The 20,357-nt window shown below is 42.6% G+C and carries 21 protein-coding genes and 1 tRNA gene; 8 read left to right on the forward strand and 14 right to left on the reverse strand.

Annotated features, from left to right (window positions below; genetic code table 11):
• Nucleotides 1-91: 91 nt before the first annotated feature.
• Nucleotides 92-1,333: a hypothetical protein gene (locus tag AB1A65_RS05300; RefSeq protein ID WP_366586381.1), complete on the forward strand. Its 1,242-nt coding sequence runs from the start codon at nt 92-94 to the stop codon at nt 1,331-1,333.
• Nucleotides 1,334-1,342: 9 nt separating this feature from the next.
• Here the strand turns inward: AB1A65_RS05300 and AB1A65_RS05305 are convergent, their stop codons facing one another.
• Together AB1A65_RS05305 and AB1A65_RS05310 are read right to left on the reverse strand one after the other, a co-directional pair.
• Complete coding sequence (locus AB1A65_RS05305; RefSeq protein ID WP_366586383.1) at nt 1,343-1,816, reverse strand: hypothetical protein; 474 nt, start codon at nt 1,814-1,816, stop codon at nt 1,343-1,345.
• 140 nt (nt 1,817-1,956) lie between these two features.
• A complete protein-coding gene (locus AB1A65_RS05310) occupies nt 1,957-2,715 on the reverse strand; it encodes an SDR family oxidoreductase (RefSeq protein WP_366586386.1) in 759 nt (252 codons plus the stop codon).
• A 94-nt stretch (nt 2,716-2,809) separates the two neighbouring features.
• Between AB1A65_RS05310 and AB1A65_RS05315 the strand changes: the two genes are divergently transcribed.
• From AB1A65_RS05315 to AB1A65_RS05330, 4 genes are read left to right on the forward strand one after another with little or no spacing between them, the layout of a single operon-like run.
• Entirely contained in the window at nt 2,810-4,849 is a 2,040-nt protein-coding gene (locus tag AB1A65_RS05315) for a S9 family peptidase (RefSeq protein WP_366586388.1), read from the forward strand.
• Nucleotides 4,842-5,276: a hypothetical protein gene (locus AB1A65_RS05320; protein ID WP_366586390.1), complete on the forward strand. Its 435-nt coding sequence runs from the start codon at nt 4,842-4,844 to the stop codon at nt 5,274-5,276. The genes AB1A65_RS05315 and AB1A65_RS05320 overlap by 8 nt, the downstream gene beginning before the upstream one ends.
• A gap of 22 nt (nt 5,277-5,298) precedes the next feature.
• Complete coding sequence (locus AB1A65_RS05325; protein ID WP_366586392.1) at nt 5,299-5,706, forward strand: DUF2141 domain-containing protein; 408 nt, start codon at nt 5,299-5,301, stop codon at nt 5,704-5,706.
• Nucleotides 5,707-5,721: 15 nt separating this feature from the next.
• Nucleotides 5,722-6,114 carry a DUF423 domain-containing protein gene (locus AB1A65_RS05330; protein ID WP_366586394.1) on the forward strand — a complete coding sequence of 131 codons (393 nt, stop codon included), beginning with the start codon at nt 5,722-5,724 and terminating at the stop codon, nt 6,112-6,114.
• On the opposite strand, the gene AB1A65_RS05335 is transcribed toward AB1A65_RS05330, so the two are convergent.
• From AB1A65_RS05335 to AB1A65_RS05370, 8 genes are all read right to left on the reverse strand, one after another.
• Nucleotides 6,111-6,824, reverse strand: coding sequence for a hypothetical protein (locus AB1A65_RS05335; protein ID WP_366586396.1), 714 nt, complete (start codon nt 6,822-6,824; stop codon nt 6,111-6,113). The two genes, AB1A65_RS05330 and AB1A65_RS05335, sit on opposite strands and share 4 nt — an antisense overlap.
• Before the next feature lie 17 nt (nt 6,825-6,841).
• Entirely contained in the window at nt 6,842-7,594 is a 753-nt protein-coding gene (locus AB1A65_RS05340; RefSeq protein WP_366586399.1) for a DUF4097 family beta strand repeat-containing protein, read from the reverse strand.
• Nucleotides 7,595-7,613: 19 nt separating this feature from the next.
• Nucleotides 7,614-8,402 carry a HEAT repeat domain-containing protein gene (locus AB1A65_RS05345; RefSeq protein ID WP_366586402.1) on the reverse strand — a complete coding sequence of 263 codons (789 nt, stop codon included), beginning with the start codon at nt 8,400-8,402 and terminating at the stop codon, nt 7,614-7,616.
• A 2-nt stretch (nt 8,403-8,404) separates the two neighbouring features.
• On the reverse strand, nt 8,405-8,929 hold the full coding sequence (locus tag AB1A65_RS05350; protein WP_366586405.1) for a sigma-70 family RNA polymerase sigma factor: 525 nt from the start codon (nt 8,927-8,929) through the stop codon (nt 8,405-8,407).
• Between the two features lie 127 nt (nt 8,930-9,056).
• Entirely contained in the window at nt 9,057-9,206 is a 150-nt protein-coding gene (locus AB1A65_RS05355) for a hypothetical protein (RefSeq protein ID WP_366586407.1), read from the reverse strand.
• Nucleotides 9,206-11,428, reverse strand: coding sequence for a ferrous iron transport protein B (gene feoB / locus AB1A65_RS05360; protein ID WP_366586410.1), 2,223 nt, complete (start codon nt 11,426-11,428; stop codon nt 9,206-9,208). Before feoB ends, AB1A65_RS05355 begins: the two co-directional genes overlap by 1 nt.
• On the reverse strand, nt 11,425-11,667 hold the full coding sequence (locus AB1A65_RS05365; RefSeq protein ID WP_366586414.1) for a FeoA family protein: 243 nt from the start codon (nt 11,665-11,667) through the stop codon (nt 11,425-11,427). Before AB1A65_RS05365 ends, feoB begins: the two co-directional genes overlap by 4 nt.
• Nucleotides 11,668-11,749: 82 nt before the next feature.
• On the reverse strand, nt 11,750-12,430 hold the full coding sequence (locus AB1A65_RS05370) for an SCO family protein (protein WP_366586416.1): 681 nt from the start codon (nt 12,428-12,430) through the stop codon (nt 11,750-11,752).
• A 150-nt stretch (nt 12,431-12,580) separates the two neighbouring features.
• Between AB1A65_RS05370 and rseP the strand changes: the two genes are divergently transcribed.
• Entirely contained in the window at nt 12,581-13,936 is a 1,356-nt protein-coding gene (gene rseP, locus AB1A65_RS05375; protein ID WP_366586418.1) for an RIP metalloprotease RseP, read from the forward strand.
• Nucleotides 13,937-14,005: 69 nt separating this feature from the next.
• Nucleotides 14,006-14,079 (forward strand) — tRNA-Asn (locus AB1A65_RS05380).
• Between the two features lie 56 nt (nt 14,080-14,135).
• Here the strand turns inward: AB1A65_RS05380 and AB1A65_RS05385 are convergent.
• The 4 genes from AB1A65_RS05385 to AB1A65_RS05400 all read right to left on the reverse strand — a co-directional run bounded on the left by AB1A65_RS05385 (nt 14,136) and on the right by AB1A65_RS05400 (nt 19,076).
• Nucleotides 14,136-15,848 (reverse strand): carboxypeptidase-like regulatory domain-containing protein, encoded by a 1,713-nt coding sequence (locus AB1A65_RS05385; RefSeq protein WP_366586420.1) that lies wholly within the window; start codon nt 15,846-15,848, stop codon nt 14,136-14,138.
• A 25-nt stretch (nt 15,849-15,873) separates the two neighbouring features.
• Nucleotides 15,874-17,664 carry a carboxypeptidase-like regulatory domain-containing protein gene (locus AB1A65_RS05390; protein WP_366586422.1) on the reverse strand — a complete coding sequence of 597 codons (1,791 nt, stop codon included), beginning with the start codon at nt 17,662-17,664 and terminating at the stop codon, nt 15,874-15,876.
• A gap of 246 nt (nt 17,665-17,910) precedes the next feature.
• Nucleotides 17,911-18,420 (reverse strand): PepSY domain-containing protein, encoded by a 510-nt coding sequence (locus AB1A65_RS05395; protein ID WP_366586425.1) that lies wholly within the window; start codon nt 18,418-18,420, stop codon nt 17,911-17,913.
• 95 nt (nt 18,421-18,515) lie between these two features.
• On the reverse strand, nt 18,516-19,076 hold the full coding sequence (locus AB1A65_RS05400; RefSeq protein ID WP_366586427.1) for a YceI family protein: 561 nt from the start codon (nt 19,074-19,076) through the stop codon (nt 18,516-18,518).
• A gap of 279 nt (nt 19,077-19,355) precedes the next feature.
• Between AB1A65_RS05400 and AB1A65_RS05405 the strand changes: the two genes are divergently transcribed.
• Nucleotides 19,356-20,357: a histidine kinase gene (locus AB1A65_RS05405; RefSeq protein WP_366586430.1), complete on the forward strand. Its 1,002-nt coding sequence runs from the start codon at nt 19,356-19,358 to the stop codon at nt 20,355-20,357.

Raw genomic sequence — 20,357 nt, forward strand, 5'->3', positions numbered from 1 at the left:
CAACGATTGCTTGTTCAATCCTGATTAATCCTGTTCAACCTAGGTTGCTGAACACACGCTTGTTAGATTTATGGAAAAATCGAAACACCACATGATTGATATTCTGGTAGCGCAAATTGAAGAACGCTTGGGTTGGGGCAGTGGTTCGGAGTGGAGCAATAGGGATTTTGAGGAGTTGAGTGACCTTATTTTTGATAGTACCAAGAAGCGGTTGAGCGTTACTACCTTAAAAAGGATTTGGGGCCGGGCCGAGTTGGTGGCGAATCCAAGCTCCGCGACTTTGGATATCCTTTCGGAATTTAGCGGACACAAAAACTGGCGTGAATTTGCCAACAGTGCAGCTACTAATACGGCAGTAAGAAGCAAGAAAAAGCACGTTGGCCGTTTTCATCTTCCTACCATTGTTTTAATACTTATGGGGATAGCGATTTTGGCTACTATATTTGGTGCACTTACCACTAGAAAAAGTATTGACGCATCGGAATTTGAGTTCAAAAGCAGACCTGTTAGTGATGAGATTCCCAATTCTGTGATTTTTGAGTACGATGCTTCGGCAGCGGATGACCTCGCAAAAATTGAAATTCAACAAAGTTGGGATAAAAATAAACGGGTGGCCATCAACAGACAAGATAGCGTAGCAACAAGCATTTACTATCGCCCAGGTTTTTTTAAATCAAAATTGGTGGTGGATGGGACCATTGTAAAAGAGTACGATGTCTTTATCCAAACCAAGGATTGGCTGGGTGTCATTGAACGAGATTCCCTTCCAATTTATCTTAAAAAGGAAGAGATTAAGGATAACAATGGAGTTTCCGTTTCCCATGAAACTTTGGCCGAATACGGAATTGACCCTAAGACCATAAATGTAAGATCCAGCTTATATCTTGTTAAGGATTTTGGTGGAATTTACACGGATGATTTTGACTTATCCATGGCGGTTAAAAATACCTTCGAGCAGGGGTTGAGTGGGTGTCGGAGCTTTCAGTTGTATGTACTATACGATGGAGGTGCCATTGGTATTCCATTGGCAAAAAAGGGGTGTGCTTCCAATTTGAATGTTTTGGCTTTTGATAAAACTATCGACGGGAAAAGGAACGACCTTTCCGCTTTTGGGGTCGACTTTACAAATTTTGTTAGCCTTGAATTGATTTCAAAGCTTGGCGTTGCCCGGATTTTGATCAACGGAGAACAGGCTTACACCATGAATGGGCCAGAGACCCCACGGCACATAAAAGGGATTGTTATTCACTTTGAAGGAACTGGGGCTATACAAAATGTGGAGTTAAAAAGTTCCGCAAGGATGTTTTATTCTTTAGGTGATACTACTTTATGACCATATTCTTCAACGTAATTCTGCCAAGATCAATGAATAATCATGCTGTAGATCCTCATGCAGCGCGGGTATTTTCTTCTCAATATAGTCCAATTGACGCTGGTACAGATTTTTAAGGGTTGTATTTCGTTGGATGCTTGGCCGAAAAGACTTCAGTTTTTCACAGAAATACAATAGTAGTTCCACTTCGGTCGCCTTATTACCCGAATACCGGATATATTTTTTAACGGTTCGAAGGATTTTCCGGACACTTTTTTTAATGTAGAAATAACTGTTGATGTTGATTTCCGCGAACATGGCATCCATCTCTTTTTTTACCGTTTCAATGTAGCCTTCCTCACTGTCCGATTCGAAAAGCAAGTAAGTGAGTAGCTCTTTGTTTTCTTTTTTGAATCGCGCCAAGCGCAGACAAAGCTGCATTACTTCTTCTTGCGATTTAAACTGGAGTTCTTTTTTGATTTGTGCAACAGTGGCGGCTTTCATTGTAGCAAAAATAGGTCATTTCGAGTGTTCCGAAAGTATTTCGGAATGTATCGAGAAATATTTGGCGTAGCGATTTGCTTGTTTTCGATACATCAAATCAAAGATTTCACGAAAATTAAGGGATAACTACGGTCAATGGATCAGCTTCTCAAATAACTGGCACCGTTCACATCAATTATAGTCCCAGAAGAGTAGGCAGCTTTGTCCGAGGCCAAAAATAAAATGGCGTGGGCCACCTCTTCGGGCTGGGCCATTCGTTTAAATGGAGATTCACGCAATAAATTTTCACGTTCCTCAGGGGTGAGGGTCTTTGCTGCCATTTCGGTTTCCGTAAATCCGGGTGCTACCACCCCAACATAAATGTTGTGGGGGGGCAATTTTTTGGCCAACGACTGACTCATGGCGTTCAAGGCAGCTTTGCTGGCACCGTATGCAGGTTTGGTGGGCTCACCCCTGAAAGCGCCACGGGAAGAAACATTCACGATATGTCCTCCACCGGTTTTCATCATGGCTTGTGCAGCCCAATAACAAAGATTGGCGGTGGCAAAAAGGTTGGTTTCAAAGGTCTTTTCCCAGGCATGGGTCCAGTGGTCAAAGTCCACCGAATCAATTTCATGAAAAATGGAAATGCCAGCATTGTTTACCAGCACATCAAGCCGACCAAATTCTTTTACAAAATCATTGATCAAAGCTTCGGTTTCTGATTTTTGGGAAATATCCCGTTTAAAAAGTTGATGCCCTTTGCCGGGCAATTCTTTTAAAGTGATCTCAGCGGCTTCATCATTACTTCTGTAATTTAGTCCGACTTTTGCGCCCTTTTCCGCAAAGGCCATTGCCGTTGCTTTTCCAATGCCACGAGAGGCACCTGTGATTAAAATGGTTTTGTTGGCAAAGTCCATAATCCAAAAATTACTTTTCAAAGATAATAGGAAAGTATCGTCTTGAATCCTAAATGGAATTGCATTACTTTTAAAAACTTCAAAAACCAGAACAATGCGCAAACTAATTCTTTTTCTTTTCCTTGGAACGGTAGTCCAATTCTCTTCAGCACAAAAAAAGGACTTTTCCTATCTCGATATTTTTGATTTGCAATATGCCTCCGACCCCCAAATTTCTCCAAATGGGGAATGGGTAGTGTACCAACGAATGGGTTTTGACATTATGGGCGATAAATCATCGGGTAACCTTTGGTTAATCAAGTCTGATGGAAGCCAAAACCAGAAACTAACGGCAAATGAGGCTAGTGAGAGCAACCCTCGCTGGTCCCCAAGTGGAGATCGGATTGCATTTACCAGTAGCACGGACGAAGGTTCTGAAATTTATATGTATTGGGCAGCTACGGGCAAGGTGGCCAGATTGACCCAACTTCCTTTTAGTCCAAGTTCGTTGACTTGGTCCCCAGATGGAAGTCAGTTGGCCTTTTCAATGAATGTGCCGAAGGCACCCCCTGTTATTGCTAAAATTCCGGCAAAACCTAAAGGCGCAAAATGGGAAGAAGCTCCAAGAATTACCGATCGCTTGTACCACGAAGCGGATGGACGTGGATACATTGCCCCTGGGTTCAATCATATTTTTGTGATTCCGTCTAATGGAGGTGCGCCTCGCCAAATCACCTCTGGCGACTGGCATCACCGAGGTACCTTATCTTGGGCCAAGGATGGGTCAAAGATTTACTTTTCCGCCAATAGGGTACAGGATTGGGAATATCGCTTTCGAAATAGTGAAATCTATTCCGTTGCCGTGGAAACCGGAACTATTGTAGCTTTGACCGATCGTAATGGTCCGGATCAGGAACCACAGGTTTCACCGGATGGGAAATATATAGCTTATGTAGGTTACGAGGATAAGACACAGGCCCATCAAACCGATAAATTACACATTATGAATAGTGATGGCAGTAACAAGCGTGTTATTTCAGAAGGATTGGACCGTTCAGTTTCGGATATTCAATGGAATGCGAAGGGGGATGGGATTTATGTCTATTATGACGACAAAGGAAATGGGAAAGTAGGGCTGGTTTCCCTTGATGGAAAGATCACTAAACTTGTGGACAATGTAGGGGGTACAAGCTTAGGAAGACCGTATTCCGGAGGGTCGTACAGTGTTTCAAACAATGGCACTATTGCCTATACCCAAACCAGACCAGAGTACCCTGCCGATATCGCCATTCTAGCATCAAGGTCTAAAAATCCAGCCAGAATTACCAGTTTAAACAATGCACTGCTCAATTATAGAAACTTGGGCCAAGTGGAAGAGATTTGGTATAAATCTTCTGTGGATGGTCGCGATATTCAAGGGTGGGTGGTTTATCCTCCCAATTACGACAAGAACAAAAAATATCCCTTTATGGTGGAGAACCATGGCGGCCCTATTGCAAATTATGGAGATCGGTTCTCCATTGAAATGCAGTTGTATGCGGCTGCCGGGTATATTGTCTTTTACCCAAATGCTAGGGGAAGTACCAGCTACGGTGAAGAGTTCGCCAACTTGTTGTACAATAATTACCCCGGGGAAGATTATAATGATGTAATGGACGGCGTGGACTTCTGCATCCAGAAAGGCATCGCCCATGAAGACCAACTTTTTGTGACCGGAGGTAGTGCCGGAGGAATCATGTCGGCCTGGATCATTGGAAAGAACAATCGTTTTGAAGCGGCTGTGGTGGCGAAACCGGTTATGAATTGGATCAGCAAAACCTTGACCGCCGACAACTATTTTTATTATGCTGAAAGCCGATATCCGGGGCAGCCTTGGGAAAACTTTGAAGGCTACTGGAAATTTTCACCCATTTCACTCGTTGGTAATGTACAGACCCCAACCATGGTGATGGTGGGCATGGACGATTTGCGAACACCTCCAAGTGAGGCCAAACAGTTGTACCATGCCTTAAAACTTCGGAAAATTGAGACAGTTTTGGTGGAGATTCCCGGGGCAGGCCATGGCATTGCCAACAAGCCGAGCAATTTAATGGCCAAAGTGGCCCATACTATTGCTTGGTTCGATAAGTTTAGAACGGATAAAGAAAATGAATAAGAAAAAAAGACATTGGCTGTGGAACGTCCTCATAGTTCTTACACTGATTGTCTGTTTGCTCGCATTTGTGGCCCACTACAAAAACTGGGACAACATTGAGGATGGGCAATTCAAGATTTTTTCTGGAATCTATCATCAACGTATTTCCATAGCAGACATGGATAGCATCCTATTTGTGGAGAAACTTCCTGAAATGGAACGCTCTTCCGGTTTTTCATGGATGGCAAAGGAAAAAGGCGTCTTCAAGGATTCCATCCGCAATACAAAAGTCTATGTTTTTGTGGACGATTTGAGACAACAAAAGATAAAACTGGTGCACCATGACACACTGCAACTATATTTTAACATGCAGGATAGTCTGGAGACCCAAAAAATATATGCTATTTTGCAATCCAAAATGCAAGACAACCTCGAAATGTCAAAATAATTTTTAAAAAAGCTTCCTAGCCATGAAAATGATTTTTTTCGGGATTTTGTTGTTACCCCTTTCGCTGTTCGCACAAAACACCATTTCAGTACATGTTAAAAATGTGGATTCTACCAATGGCCATGTCAGTGTTGCTCTGTACGATTCAGATGAAACTTTTTTGTCTTTTGACGGTGTTTTAAAAACGGGAAGTGTCCCGGCCCGCGAAGGTGTCGTCACCTTACAGATTGCAGACTTACCCATTGGGGAATACGCCGTGGCGGTTTTCCATGATGAAAATGGAAATGGCAAACTGGATACCAATTGGCTGGGCATTCCAAAGGAAAAAGTGGCTTTTTCCAGAGCCAAAATGCATACATTCGGTCCTCCCAAATACAAGGAATGCGCTTTTAAGGTAACTTCGGATTATGAGATCAGTATTGATCTTTAAACAAATCAATTAACTATGGGGACAATTTTTTTAACACAGCTTATGGGAGCCATTTACGGATTATTGGCTGTCATCTTTGGAGCATTTGGCGCACATGCCCTAAAAAAGAAATTGACCCCTGAACTATTGCATAGTTTTGAGACAGGGGTCAAATACCAAATGTACCATGCCATTGTCCTGTTGGTACTGGGTTTCAATCTTGGTTTTGACGGGCCGTTGGATTCGGCCATCGTCAACTGCTTCATTTTTGGAACCCTGTTGTTCTCTTTCAGTATTTATGCTCTTTGTCTTAGTGCGGGCAAAGGCGAAAAACTTCGATTTTTGGGCCCGATTACACCCATTGGCGGACTACTTTTGGTGATTGGTTGGGCCTTGCTGCTGTACTCCTTTATTTCCAATTTGATTTAAAGCCGCAAATACATATTTCCATTTATGGTGTTCAGTTTAAGACGGTGCATGGCGTTGTCAAAACTGCCCTCCACTTTTTGGCCTACGTGCCTGTCCGTTACCTGTAGCTTAAGATTTTCGTCTGCATAAATGTTACCATTAAGGGTTTCGGCCACCATTTTAGTATTCGTCATAGTAAGGTCAATTTCTCCATTGATGGTCTTAAGGTCCATATCCCCACTATATTTTTTGATGTTGATATCACCATTGATAAGATCCGCTGTAAAATCACCCTCAATGAGTTCTGCCGAGAGATTTCCATTGATACTGCTTACCTTAAAACGGGCATTTTTTGGTACGTACAGCACATAATTGAACTCGTACGTGGTACCGTTGAAATAGTAGCGTTTCTTTTTGTCTGGATTGCTGTTATTCCATTCGTCATGGAAGGCCTCGAAAAGGGCTTTGGCATCAGATACAATGCTAATGGTACTGCTACCTTCGTCAACCTTGAGTTTATAAAGGTCAAGATATTTCCCTTCTTCTGTAGTGATGTCGGCCTTGAAATACACTGTGGATTTATCCCAAGTCTTGACTTCAATGTCTGAGGCAAATTTTACATCCAAATCGATGAACTGGCCACCATAGTTGATGTTTTTTTCAATGATTTTTTGGGCACTGAGAGATAGCACGGACAATCCCATAAATGCAACAATGATTATTTTTTTCATGATACTTCGTTTTCTGATTATTGTTTTCTTAGATAGATGTTTCCATTGGTGGATCGGAGGGAGATTTTTACACCGCCACTGTTAATGGCCGCACTTACCTTTCTGCCAGAGACTGATTTTAATCCGTTCTTCTCTTCCCGTTCCAGTTCAAAGTTGGTGTAGATTTCTCCGTTGGTTGAACTCAAGGATAAATCGGCGGAAGTATTCCCTGGAAGCGTGACATCCACAGCACCGTTGGTGGAATAGATCGAGATGGGAAAATCTTGTTTTACTGTTCCAAATTGAACGGCAATCTGACCATTTAAGGTATTGGCGGTCACCGGGCCATTAACATTTACAATCTCAATGCTTCCGTTAAGTTGGGCATCAGCTTCCACCTCACCGATAAATCCATCAATTTCAATGTCTCCGTTCCAGGTACTTTTCACTGATACATTTTGTGTTTTGGGCAAGAAGATTTCAGCACCTTCTGTTTTTCTCAGATTCTGAACAATAAGGGTGTTGCCATCCTGAACTACGTAAAAGCCCACATCGGTATTGTCGTTTCCGCCTTCGCCTACCAAACGCAGACCCTTAGATTTTTCAGGAACATGCATTTTATGACTTGCCTTAATCCGCAATTCGTTGGTGTTTGACGTTCGCAATGTTACGTCTGCCTTCGATTCAATTTTAACCCATTCTATTCCGTTTAGTGATTTGGTGAAATCGTTTTGGGAATAGGTTATGGCACTTAAGGCCAATGCCAAAAATAATAGTGTCAATTTTCTCATGATTTTCGTTTTTTGATGTTTATGTAATACTGGGCAATACTGCCTTGATTTGTTCTTTGATAAAGGGCTGTGTGTCCTCTTTTTCCAATAGCTTTTTCATGGGTTCAGCCGCTTTCCGCTCTTGGATTTGCACCAATGCCTGGATAATGGCCACCTGAATACTTGGGTTCTTTTCTTGCCCCAATACTTCAATGAAAGTGTCTTTAACCGTTTCGGAGTAAGTGAATTTTGAAAGCGCTTCAAAAGCTGTCAGGCGCACGTTGTCATTTTCATCGTGGAGCAGGCGGTTGGCCAATGCTTGGATGATAGCTTCATCGGGTTGTTCAAATTCCTCTATATAATTCACCCCTTGAATGCGTTTGCTGGCAGATTGGTTTTCCATGAGCGACAGCATGGCCGTTTGCTTCATTCGCTCGGCTTCATCTTGAAGTTGTGTCAAATCCGCCTCGACCTTGCGCTGTTCAAACAAGCTGCCCATTTGAAAAGCTGCTACCAGAAGCGCAATACTCGCGGCAATCTTAAGGACGCTGCTGGTCCAATTCGATTTTTCCTGGGCGGGTAAAGGCATCACCTTTCCTTTTGGGGCTTTTTCCGCTTCCAAAGCTTCCTCAAATTTGGATTTGAGTCTTTCTGATGGAACAGCGACGGTTTCCGTTTGGAAAGCGTTGAAAAGGAGCTTCATTTCTTCCATTTCCTGCTCACATCGTGAACAGTGGGACAGATGCTCTTCCACTTGTTTTTGCATCTCTCCTCCAAGGACTCCATCCAAATATTCTGGGATCAAATCCGAAATATGGTTCTTTTCCATGGTCAATTATTTTCTAGATAGATTTTCTTTAATTTTTGTAATACTCTGCAAACCTTGGTCTTGATTGCACCTGGGGTACTGCCCATTATTTCTGCCAGCTCTTCGTACCGTATTTCTTTAAACCGATTTAGAATAATCAGCTCACGATCCGAAGGATTTAATTGACTTAGTGCAAACTCCAATTGTGAATAATCTTCAAGGTTCGTACTTTCTACTTCCACAAGCTTGTACGTGAGCGAGTTCACATCTTCATGAGATTTGTGGTTTCGGGTAAAATGACCCCTCAAATTGTTACGGGCTATGGTGAACAACCAAGACACAAACGCCCCATTTTTGTATGAACTTCTATATTTAATCAACTTGTAAAACACATCCTGTGTAAGATCTTCGCTCAACATGCTATCACCGGACATCTTGTACAAAAAGTTGTAAACGTGTTTGTGATGTCGATCAAAAAGAATCTTGAGCAGGTCTAAATTGCCCTCGGCAACTTTTTGCATCAGTATTTCATCTGAAAGTGTTTCCAAGCAATGTTTCTAGTTGGCGTTTGTTTTAAATAGTCAGAAAATTGAAAAAGGTTACACCAAGGAAGTGAAAAAATGAAAAAAATTTCTCCCATACATAAGAAGGTAATTGGAACAGGGGGAAAGAAAACTAGCTACAACCACAATCATCTTGTCCGCAGGACTTGGAACTTTTCCTTTTTCCAGAAATCAATGATTTGGGCAGTAGAAACTTCCAGACCAAATATCCCACAGCAGCGGTTAAAGTGATGTAGACCAATATGTGCTGTGCAGCTTCCATTAGTTAAGGATTTGATAGGCGGCTAAAGCAACAAGATACGCAAAAACACTCATAAATGCCAGTTGTAGCATTGGCCATTTCCAAGAGTTGGTCTCACGTTTTACAATGGCCAAAGTGCTCATACATTGCATAGCAAAGGCATAAAACAGCATCAAAGAGATACCAGTAGGCAAATTGAACAGGGGGTCGCCCGAGGCATCCAACTCGGCCGCCATTCCGCTTTTGATGGTTTCTTCCTCATTGCTGCCCACGCTGTAAATTGTTGCCAGTGTGCCCACAAAAACTTCCCGGGCGGCAAAAGAGGTCAGAACTGCAATCCCAATTTTCCAATCGTAGCCCAAAGGCTTTACCAATGGTTCAAATGCCTTTCCAGCTTGGCCAATATAGGAATGCTCCAACTTATAACTGGCAATTTCTTGAGCTTTGGCGCGTTCCATCAAGCTATATTTTAGGGCTTGAATGGAATCCTGGAGTTGGTCCGGATTTAGGTCCTCCGTATTTAACTCTACCTCTTGCTCGTATGAACTGATATGGTTCTGAATATAATTTTTGCTGTAGTCGCTCAGACCTTGCTCCGCTATCCGTTCCGTAACTATATCTTCGGCATTGTGAAAGTCATCTGAATATCCGTTGGAGCCCAAAAACCAAAGTACGATGGAAATAGCCAAAATGATTTTCCCCGCTCCAAACACAAAGCTTTTGGTCTTTTCCAAAACCGTATAGGCCACATTTTTAATAAGAGGTAATCGGTAGGTGGGCATTTCTACCATAAAAAGTGATCGACTTTTTATCTTTAAAATTTTATTGAGGACCATTGCCGAAAAAAGAGCCATGCCAAATCCGATGAGATACAAAAGCATCAGAGTCAATGCCTGATAGCTCAATCCCAATAGAGAACCTTCGGGGATAACAAGTGCAATTAAGATCAGATAAACGGGCAATCTGGCAGAACATGTGGTAAAGGGGGTAACTAAAATGGTGATGAGCCTTTCTTTCCAATTTTCTATGGTTCTGGTGGCCATAATGGCAGGTATGGCACATGCATTTCCAGATATCAAGGGGACAACGCTTTTCCCGCTCAATCCAAAAGGACGCATCAATTTGTCCATTAAAAATACCACTCGGCTCATGTACCCAGATTCTTCCAACAGTGATATGAATAGGAACAGAAAAGCAATTTGGGGAATAAAAATGACAATACCGCCAATTCCGGCCAAGATGCCCTCTGCCAAGAGGTTGGTAAAGACTCCTGAAGGTAAGGTGCCCTTGATCCATTCACTGGCGTTGGCAAACTGGGCGTCAATAAAATCCATGGGGTAGGAGCTCCATTCAAAAATGGCTTGAAAAATAAGCAGCAGAATCGCAAAGAAAATCACGTAACCAAAAATCTTATGGGTTAGGATTTTATCTATGGACGCACGCAGACCTTTGGCGGCCATCATATCTACCTTATAGGTTTCTTTTAAGGCGTTATTGATAAACTGATAGCGCAGCACGGTCTCTTTGTGCTGTAACTTTTTGAGTTCATCCTTGGACTTCGTAGAAAAGTCTGTAGCATCTTGAATCTGTTTTTTCTCTATGGGCATAAAGTTGACATCTTGGGTGATGACCAACCATAATTTGTAGAGATCTTCGCCGGGAAAAGCCTTTTGAAGACGGTCAAAATACTCGGGGGCAATTCTTGAAGTATTTACATTTGGAGCCGTGGATAGGGTTTTATAATCGGCAATAAGTTCTTTGATATGGTCTATGCCCACCCCTTTTCGAGTACTGACCAATGCGATTTTGGTGTCGAGCTTTTGCTCCATGGCCTCAATGTCAATGGATATGCCTTTACGGGACATGCGATCGGACATATTAATGACCAAAATGGTGGGAATCCGCAAGTCTTTGATCTGTGTAAATAGTAGTAGGTTCCTTTTTAGGTTTTCCACATCACTGATTACCACAGCTACATCAGGATAATTTTTGTCATTTTTATTGAGGAGCAGTTCCACTACCACGCTTTCATCCAAAGAAGTAGTGTTGAGGCTGTAAGTGCCCGGAAGATCGAGAATATGGGCCTTTACCTCTCCAGGCAATTTGCAGATGCCTTCCTTTTTTTCAACGGTGATACCAGGGTAATTTCCCACCTTTTGTTTTAGGCCCGTAAGTTGATTGAAAACTGAGGTTTTTCCGGTGTTGGGATTACCGATCAGGGCAACGTTGATAGTTTTACTCATAGGCCAGAAGTATCTTCAATAATATCCAGCTCAATACGTTGTGCCAATGATCTTCTGATGGCAATATGACTTCCGCTTAGATTGATGTAGATGGGATCATTTAGCGGGGCAACTTGGACCAGTTCAACACTGTTGCCGGGCAAACAGCCCAATTCCAACAATTTTATGGGAAGAATATGTTCCGAAAAATCCCTTATAATTCCCTTTTGCCCATATGTTAAATCCGCTACCGTCGCCACTAATCTTATTTAGAATGAATTTAATTAAGGGCAAAAATAAGTAAAAAAGACAAAATAGAATCCTAAAACCAAAAGAAAGGTATTACGGATTCTCAGCATAACTGTCTTTAAGAATTTTAAGGTCTTCGAGGAGTTTGTCAATTTCTTTTGGATTGGTTCCGTTATAAAACCCCCTGATCCGTTTTTCCTTGTCCACCAAAATGAAATTTTCGGTGTGTATCATGTCGTAGGGTCCCCCATCACCATCAGTTTTTACGGCTAAGTATGATTTTCGGGCCAGTTCGTATATGTGTTTTTTATCGCCGGTCACCAAATTCCATTTGCGGTCCACAACCCCTTTTTCCAAAGCATATTTTTTTAGTTGGGGTACAGAATCAATTGCAGGAGTAACCGAATGCGAAAGCAGCATAACCTCATCATCCTCTAAAATGGATTTTTGAATATCACCCATGTTCTTGGTCATGATCGGGCAAATAGTAGGACAGGTGGTAAAAAAGAAATCTGCCACGTAGATTTTGTCCTTATAATCGTCTTGGGTGATGGTCTCCCCATTTTGGTTGGTTAGGGAGAAATCAGCAATTTTGTGGTACTTTTTTTTGTAGTGCAGTGTGCTGTCCACCAAAGTGGGGTCTACCATGGAAGGTTGGTACACTGGAAGCATCTTTGTGGGCTGTAAGGCATTGTAGAACAAATACATGATAACTGCTGAAAGACACAGAAAGACAATGGCAAAAAGTTTGTATTTGGCAAAAAATGACTTCACACTACAAAATTACGGCTGCCAACAGGATTCTTCAAGCCAAAAGCCAAGTTTTGTTGCCAAATCTTTCTTAAAACCGACTGCACTGGGTTTTGCCGTTTTTTTATCACTTTGTAAAAGTTTACTTTTGTGCGTTTTAACAAATGACTGCTGATGAGTCCTATATTGATACAGACCATACAATTCTTTTTAAGCCTTTCCTTGCTCATTGTTCTGCACGAGTTGGGACACTTTATTCCAGCAAAAATTTTTAAGACCAGGGTTGAGAAATTCTATCTTTTTTTTGATGTGAAATTTTCACTTTTCAAAAAGAAAATAGGGGAGACCGTGTACGGAATAGGGTGGTTGCCGCTTGGAGGCTATGTGAAGATTTCCGGAATGATCGATGAGAGCATGGACACTGAGCAGATGAAGGAAGAACCTAAGCCTTGGGAGTTTAGAAGCAAACCGGCATGGCAACGTTTGATCATTATGTTGGGAGGGGTCACGGTAAACTTCATTTTAGCGGTGATTATTTATATTGGAATGGCCTATTCCTATGGCGACCAGTATATTCCTATGGATAGTCTCCGAGATGGTGTTTGGGTGACCGAAAAGCAAATTGGGGATGAGTTGGGCATAAAGACAGGAGACAAGATTATTGCCGTGGATGGGAATGAGATCAAGTCTTTTGATGATGTTTTTGTGGAGTTGATCAATGGAAATAGGTATACCATAGAGCGAGATGGTCAGCGTATTGAAAATGAAATACCTGTGGATTTTATTGCTACCTTGTTGGAAGATGAGGATAAAATTCGGTTCCTGAGTTTACGGGTTCCCTTCGTTGTGAACAAAATCCCTAAAAATTCCCATAACAAATCGGTTGGCTTTCAGCCCAAAGATGAATTTTTATCCATTAATGGTTCCGAAGCTGTTTACCGAGACCAGGTGATGGGCTTTTTAGAGGAAAATAAAGGGAAGAGTGTTGATGTGGTGGTGAAACGTAAGGATGGAACACAGGCAGAATTAGTCGCAAAAGTGAATGATGAAGGAAAATTGGGCCTTGAAATAGGAGGGTATACCATGCAAGACCTACAGGATGATGGTTTTTTTGAGATCAAAACGCAAAAATATTCCTTTATGGAGGCTATTCCGGCGGGGATAGATAAAGGCGTGTCAACATTGTCCAGCTATGTAAAGCAGCTTAAGAAAATTTTCAATCCAGAGACAGGCGCGTATAAAGGAGTAGGTGGATTTGCGGCCATTGGAAGCATGTTTCCCGGCACTTGGAATTGGGCCGCCTTTTGGTCAACAACCGCATTAATTTCGATTATTTTGGCCTTTATGAACATTTTGCCCATTCCTGCTCTGGATGGCGGCCATGTTATGTTTTTGTTGTACGAAATGATTACCGGCCGCAAGCCCAGCGATAAGTTTTTGGAGTATGCCCAGATGATTGGGTTCTTCCTTTTAATTGCACTATTGCTGTTTGCCAACGGGAACGATTTGTATAAATGGCTTTTTAAGTAGAAAAGCAGATTTTTTGCTTGTAGTGTTTTAAAGAAACACATATATTTGCACCCGCTTAGGATAAAACATTCCTCCTTAGCTCAGTTGGTTAGAGCATCTGACTGTTAATCAGAGGGTCCTTGGTTCGAGCCCAAGAGGGGGAGCAAAAAAGAAAAAGGCTGCGCGAAAGCGCAGCCTTTTTCTTTTTCTATATGTTACTCTAATTCTGTACTACTTCTGACGGAATCCTCAGGTCGAACAAGTGCTGGTTCACGCCCTGCATGCCCAGTTTAAAGACCTTTACCTCCTTGCTCTGCAACTTGCTGCCATAATTTCGGTAAATGGTTGCCTTGATATAGGTGGGGGTGACCTGTTTGTTGCCGTGGTAGGTGGCGTTCACCTTCCATCTGCCCAGAAGCTCATTGTCCAGCAGAAAGTCGGCCATGGCATAGCCGAGCTCTTTTTCGGAGCGGATTCGCTCCGGCATTTCCTCCATGGTGTGCTTCCACTCAAAATATTGGTTTTCTGGGTTCACGAACTGTAGGTCGAACTCCGCCTCCGAGTCGTTCCAGTCAAAGACCAGCCGTGTACTGCGCTCATCAAAGTCCTTTTTCCGTTTTTTGATTTTAAGGGAACCATTGTCCAGGTCGAAGAGGTTGTCCACCTCGCGCTGCATGATGGCTGCAAGTTCCATACTCATACTGTCCGTGGGCAACAGGCCTTCCTTTATGAGATATGTATGTCTTGCATAGAGCGAGGCCGCTGATTCCGGTTGGTCCAAGTTCCGATAGCTGTTCGCCATGTCAATGAAGCTCTGGGCATATTCGGGCCGCAGCTTGTAGACCTGTTTGTAGAGCGAATGCGCCTTTTGCCGCTGGCCCTGAGATTCCAACACATAGGCCACGGCCTTCAACAGCACGGGATTCTCCTCCGCCAGTCCCACATACGTGTCAAAAATGGCGTTGGAATAGGCGATGTCCTTTTCATAAAAATAGCGGTAGGAGTCCAGATAGAAGAAGGGATGGTTACCGTATTTCAGTTTGTTTTCTTCAAACACGGCCTTGGCCGCTTCGGTGCTCTGGCTCTCTTTGAGCTCTTTAAGGTAACCGGGCAGGGATGCTCCTGAGCCTTCAGCATTCACCACAGCACTTTCATTGAGGTAATTGTTTCGCAACTTGGCTTGGTCAAAAGGTTTGCCATCGGCTTCTTTTGGGGTAATAGTACCTGTTTTGGTATTGATAATCATCACCCCAGTTACACCAAAGCCGTATCGTGTCGTCCCTGCAAGCCCAGAAATAAATGCTATTCTTCGAATATTACCAAATATTGTACTGCAAGCTATCCTGTCCAATCTCACTCCATCCACATCAAAAACAACACCTCCGTTACGCGTATACACTTCAAGTTCATCAGTAAAGGGGTTGCATTTAGCAGAGACTCCAGCGAACCTCCCCGCAAGTAAAAAGTCCAAATGAGGTGCCATTTCAATTTCTTCTTCTCCTAAAATTCGAAGCGAATAACCCGAAGTCTCCTTGTTCAAATACCCAAAGGCAGATTTGATGATATTAGGATTGGAATCGTACTCCACTTCCAGTTCTTTTTGACCCTTCAACACCCTTTTGGACACCGTGACCTCTTCCAGTTGTTCCACACGCATCTTCATTTGAATGTTTAGGATTCTGGTGACATCCTCCACGATAACGGAGAGGGTATCCATCCCTATGTAGGTGAACCGGAGCTCCTCTTTGGGCTTGGCCAAGATTTCGTACATCCCGCTTTGGTCGGAACCGGTATTGTCCCCAGAGGAAAGATTGGTGATGTGGACGCCCTGTAACGGACTTCCCGCATTGGTGATTTTTCCCCTAATGGTTTTTTGACCATGGGAAAGGGTAACAAAGAGCAAAAAAATGCTAGTGATGGTGATTGATTTCAAAATGGTTCGGCTATTTGGATTTGACTTAATTCTGCACTACTTCCGAAGGAATCCTCAGGTCGAACAAATGCTGGTTCACGCCCTGCATACCCAGTTTAAAGACCTTTACCTCCTTGCTCTGCAACTTGCTGCCGTAATTTCGGTAAATGGTTGCCTTGATATAGGTGGGGGTGACCTGTTTGTTGCCGTGGTAGGTGGCGTTCACCTTCCATCTGCCCAAGAGTTCATTGTCCAGCAGAAAGTCGGCCATGGCATAGCCGAGCTCTTTTTCGGAGCGGATTCGCTCCGGCATCTCGTCCTTGGTGTGCTTCCACTCAAAATATTGGTTTTCTGGGTTCACGAACTGTAGGTCGAACTCCGCCTCCGAGTCGTTCCAGTCAAAGACCAGCCGTGTACTGCGCTCATCAAAGTCCTTTTTCCGTTTTTTGATCTTCAGGGAACCATTGTCCAGGTCGAAGAGGTTGTCCACCTCGCGCTGCATGATGGCTGCAAGTTCCATACTGTCCGTTGGCAGTAGCCCCTCTTCCAAAAGATAGGAGTGTCTTGCATAGAGTGATGCAGCGGATTGTGGTCTGTCCAAGTTCCGATAGCTGTTCGCCATGTCAATGAAGCTCTGGGCATATTCGGGCCGCAACTTGTACACCTGTTTGTAGAGCGAATGCGCCTTTTGCCGCTGGCCTTGAGATTCCAAGACATAGGCCATGGCCTTCAACAGCACGGGATTCTCCTCCGCCAGTCCCATATACGTGTCAAAAATGGCGTTGGAATAGGCGATGTCCTTTTCATAAAAATAGAGGTAGGAGTCCAGATAGAAGAAGGGATGGTTACCGTATTTCAGTTTGTTTTCTTCAAACACGGCCTTGGCCGCTTCGGTGCTCTGGCTCTCTTTGAGCTCTTTAAGGTAACCGGGCAGGGATGCTCCTGAGCCTTCAGCATTCACCACAGCACTTTCATTGAGGTAATTGTTTCGCAACTTGGCTTGGTCAAAAGGTTTACCATCGGCATTTTTTGGGGTATGGGTACCTGTTTTGGTATTGACGACGACCACTCCATTAACGCCCAAGTGACCATATCGTGCCAGTCCTGCATATGAAGGAATAAAGGCGATTCTGCGAACATTGCCCCATAGAGTGCTACAAGCGATGCGGGTTAAAATAACCCCATCCACATCAAAAACAGCGCGTCCACTGGATAAGCCCGGAGAGAGTGAACCTTTGCTCATGGAAAGGCTTTGGATGGCATTTGTGGGTCTGTTGAGACTGCCGCTGGATCGCATGGATACCACCAACTCATCGGTCAGGGGGTCGCACATAGCTCTAACCCCGGCAAATCGTCCTGTGAGCAGAAAATCCAATTGCGGAGCAGAACCAACTTCATCCTCGTCCAAGATTCGTAGGGAGTAATTTGCTGTTTCTTTGTTTATATATCCATAGGCCGATTTAATGATATTTGGATTGGAATCGTACTCCAGCTCCAGTTCTTTTTGACCTTTCAACACTTTTTTGGAAACGGTGACCTCCCTCAATTTTTCTACTTTTTGTTTCATCTTAATATTGAGGGTTTTGGTGACGTCCTCCACAATTACCGAAGTTGTATCCATACCCATGTAACTAAACCTGAGTTCTTCTTTGGGCGATGCCGTGATTACATAGCTCCCTTTTTGGTCCGTGTTGCTGTCTTGCCCTGTGGAAAGATTGGTAACCTGCACACCTTGCAATGGACTTTCCAGATGGGTTATTTTTCCATGAATGGTGTTTTGTCCATGGCTAAATGCTGTAAAGAGGAGTAAAATGGATGAAATTATGATTGCTTTCAAAACCGTAGGATTTTAAGATTAAACACTGAACTTTTATGCCGGGGGAATTTTTCTCACAGTGCCTGTAATGGACTCTGCTCACCTACAATATAATATTATTTGGCCAAAAGCATCTGTTAATTAAGGAAATATTGGCTTAATTTGATGTTTTTCAGCCCTTAAGGGAAGAATAAGTTAGAAAAGGAGGGTAAACAGATCGGCCGCTAAAACCCTCCTTTGAATAGGGTTTTTTAGAACTCCTTTGTCTTAGACCAGCAGCAGTACAATGGTCAATAAAAAGCCTGCGGCGGCAAAATAGAGTCCTTTTTTGAAAATGGGAGCGGAAGGACGAAACATAAAAAAAGCGGAAACTGCAAAGAAAAGCAGGGCAATGCCAAAGAAAATACCCAGCCAGAACATCGGATTTCCAGTATGCATTTTGTGCAATTTGTTCATGCGCTCCAAAATGGCCGGTAATCGTTTTTCCGTGTAGGAAGCTTCTCCCGTTTTTATATTGTAAGTTCCTCCGTTAAAATACATTAGGTCACCTTCGGTTTTGTCGACTTGAAACCCACGTTTTCTTAACGCAGAGCCTAGGGCCTCTTCATTTAAGTTTGGTTCAAGTGTTGTATTTACCTGATGTTCACTTTTTAAAAAATCGGTAGTTCTAAAGGTGAGTACAATACCACTAATGGCATATACGGCCATGATACCTGCCAAAAAGAATCCCAGATACCTATGGAATTCGCGAAAGGTGTTTTCTGATTTTCTTCCCATACGATTAATTTGAGTGCAAAATAGCTTCATCAAAAGAAAATAGGACCAAGATCTTCTAGATAATTGGCCCTACCCCAAAATCATTGAATGCTATTTTATTGTTGTGCCATTTCAAGGTTAATGGTTAGATCAACTTCGTCACCCAAAGTGGGGGTGTCACCACCAACGCCAAATTCCAAACGATTTACAGTGCCTGTAATTTTTAGGCCAGCTTTTAGTTTCTGACTCCGCTGATCGGTAATGACACCGTTTACCTTTCCTTCCAATGTTACAGGTTTAGTGACGCCATGCATGGTCAAATCTCCCGTTAAGGTAAAAGTTTTGTCACCTGTTTTCTCATAGCCAGTGCTTTTAAACGTTATGGATGGATAGGTCTCTGCCGCAAAGAAATCATCACTTCTCAAATGATCATCCCTTCGCGAATTGTCAGTGTCTATGCTGGTGGTTGTAATGTCAACAGTAAACTTGGCATCCTCGAAAGTGTCAGTCGCCGTAGCGGTAATATCAAAATCCCCAAAGTGACCCTCCACTTCAGAAATCATTAAGTGCGTAATGGCAAAACCTACTTTGGAGTGGGCCCCGTCTGATTTCCATGTGGACTGCGCAGATACTGCCATACTGATTACCAATGCAAAAATCAAAGTTGTGTTTTTCATGATGTGTTTTATTTTAGTTGTTTGTGTTTTTTAATATCTCCAACATTAATGTAGGCTATTTGATCATAACTTGATTCGACATAAAGGCTCAAGTTGATAAATCTTAATGAAAACTAGAAACAATTTTCCGTGAACGACCTAGGTTTTCCTCTAATCAACTGGTTTGGAGAAAGCTATGCTGAAAATGTTGTTCATGGGGTTAACTTTGTTGTTGGCGAAACAGTTTTTCATTGGATTGGAATTATCCATAGTTTTGAATCCTGATTTAATTGGAACGTATTGATTTCTAGAAAGGAACTTCTTTTTCAAATTGTATTGCACATTATTATTCTGCTTTTCTTTTCCTTTGATCGGAATGAAGGAGCGACCATTAATGTGGACAAAATGCTTTTTAGACTATTTTATAGTCTTGCCACGGTTTCGGTAACCTACTATTTAATGCCCAAGTATTTGTACAGGAAAAAATATTGGCAGTTTTTTCTGGGTTTTGCCGTTGTGGTAACTTGCGTTATCTGTATTGAGGAATTGATTCTTGAGCCCATTTTCTTTTCCGGTACTCCAAGAGGGGACCACTTTCCTGGCATTTACATTTCCTTACTGTCCGTTTTGCCTACGATGGTCATGCTTTCTGGTTGTAAGTTTGGATGGGATGCGCTTCAAAAACAGGATGAGATTGACGAACTTCAATCGACCATTCAGGAAAGTGAACTCCAGTTTCTACGGTCGCAGATCAACCCCCATTTTTTGTTCAACAACTTAAACAATCTCTACTCCTACGCACTACAGAATTCACCTAAAACTCCAGAAATTATTTTGGAAATGAGTGGCGTACTTCGGTATATGCTATATGAATCCAAGGAACGGTTTGTTCCGTTGAACAAGGAGATAGAGCAATTGGACAATTTCATTAGACTGTATAAGCTTCAGATAGAAAACAGGGGATTGGTCAATTTTGAAACGGTTGATATAAGGCCAGGTTATAAGATTGCCCCACTTATTTTAATCGTGTTCATAGAAAATGCGTTTAAACATAGTCAATCTGGACAATCCTCCAATATTGAGATTGACATTTCGGTTAAAATGACTGATTCCATTTTAGAATTTCATTGCAAGAACAATTTTGAGGTGGTTCCAAGCTTGGATACCATAGCAAAGGGAATAGGACTACAAAATGTGCAAAAGCGATTGCAATTGCTATATCCCCACAAGCATCATTTGGAGATAAGTCAAAAGAATAAGAGTTATATTGTATACCTGAGGCTTGAACTCGAAAAAGCATAA

It is taken from the genome of Allomuricauda sp. ANG21, assembly GCF_040705235.1.
Taxonomy (GTDB): Bacteria; Bacteroidota; Bacteroidia; order Flavobacteriales; family Flavobacteriaceae; genus Flagellimonas; species Flagellimonas marina.

What these genes read in the sequence shown, in the direction of transcription:
- AB1A65_RS05395 (WP_366586425.1), bottom strand. Translation starts at nt 18,420, where the DNA reads ATGGGAAGAAAATCAGAAAACACCTTTCGCGAATTCCATAGGTATCTG.
- AB1A65_RS05305 (WP_366586383.1), bottom strand. Translation starts at nt 1,816, where the DNA reads ATGAAAGCCGCCACTGTTGCACAAATCAAAAAAGAACTCCAGTTTAAA.
- AB1A65_RS05330 (WP_366586394.1), top strand. Translation starts at nt 5,722, where the DNA reads ATGGGGACAATTTTTTTAACACAGCTTATGGGAGCCATTTACGGATTA.
- AB1A65_RS05300 (WP_366586381.1), top strand. Translation starts at nt 92, where the DNA reads ATGATTGATATTCTGGTAGCGCAAATTGAAGAACGCTTGGGTTGGGGC.
- AB1A65_RS05345 (WP_366586402.1), bottom strand. Translation starts at nt 8,402, where the DNA reads ATGGAAAAGAACCATATTTCGGATTTGATCCCAGAATATTTGGATGGA.
- AB1A65_RS05320 (WP_366586390.1), top strand. Translation starts at nt 4,842, where the DNA reads ATGAATAAGAAAAAAAGACATTGGCTGTGGAACGTCCTCATAGTTCTT.
- AB1A65_RS05325 (WP_366586392.1), top strand. Translation starts at nt 5,299, where the DNA reads ATGAAAATGATTTTTTTCGGGATTTTGTTGTTACCCCTTTCGCTGTTC.
- AB1A65_RS05310 (WP_366586386.1), bottom strand. Translation starts at nt 2,715, where the DNA reads ATGGACTTTGCCAACAAAACCATTTTAATCACAGGTGCCTCTCGTGGC.
- AB1A65_RS05335 (WP_366586396.1), bottom strand. Translation starts at nt 6,824, where the DNA reads ATGAAAAAAATAATCATTGTTGCATTTATGGGATTGTCCGTGCTATCT.
- AB1A65_RS05340 (WP_366586399.1), bottom strand. Translation starts at nt 7,594, where the DNA reads ATGAGAAAATTGACACTATTATTTTTGGCATTGGCCTTAAGTGCCATA.
- AB1A65_RS05355 (WP_366586407.1), bottom strand. Translation starts at nt 9,206, where the DNA reads ATGGAAGCTGCACAGCACATATTGGTCTACATCACTTTAACCGCTGCT.
- AB1A65_RS05400 (WP_366586427.1), bottom strand. Translation starts at nt 19,076, where the DNA reads ATGAAAAACACAACTTTGATTTTTGCATTGGTAATCAGTATGGCAGTA.
- rseP (WP_366586418.1), top strand. Translation starts at nt 12,581, where the DNA reads ATGAGTCCTATATTGATACAGACCATACAATTCTTTTTAAGCCTTTCC.
- feoB (WP_366586410.1), bottom strand. Translation starts at nt 11,428, where the DNA reads ATGAGTAAAACTATCAACGTTGCCCTGATCGGTAATCCCAACACCGGA.
- AB1A65_RS05315 (WP_366586388.1), top strand. Translation starts at nt 2,810, where the DNA reads ATGCGCAAACTAATTCTTTTTCTTTTCCTTGGAACGGTAGTCCAATTC.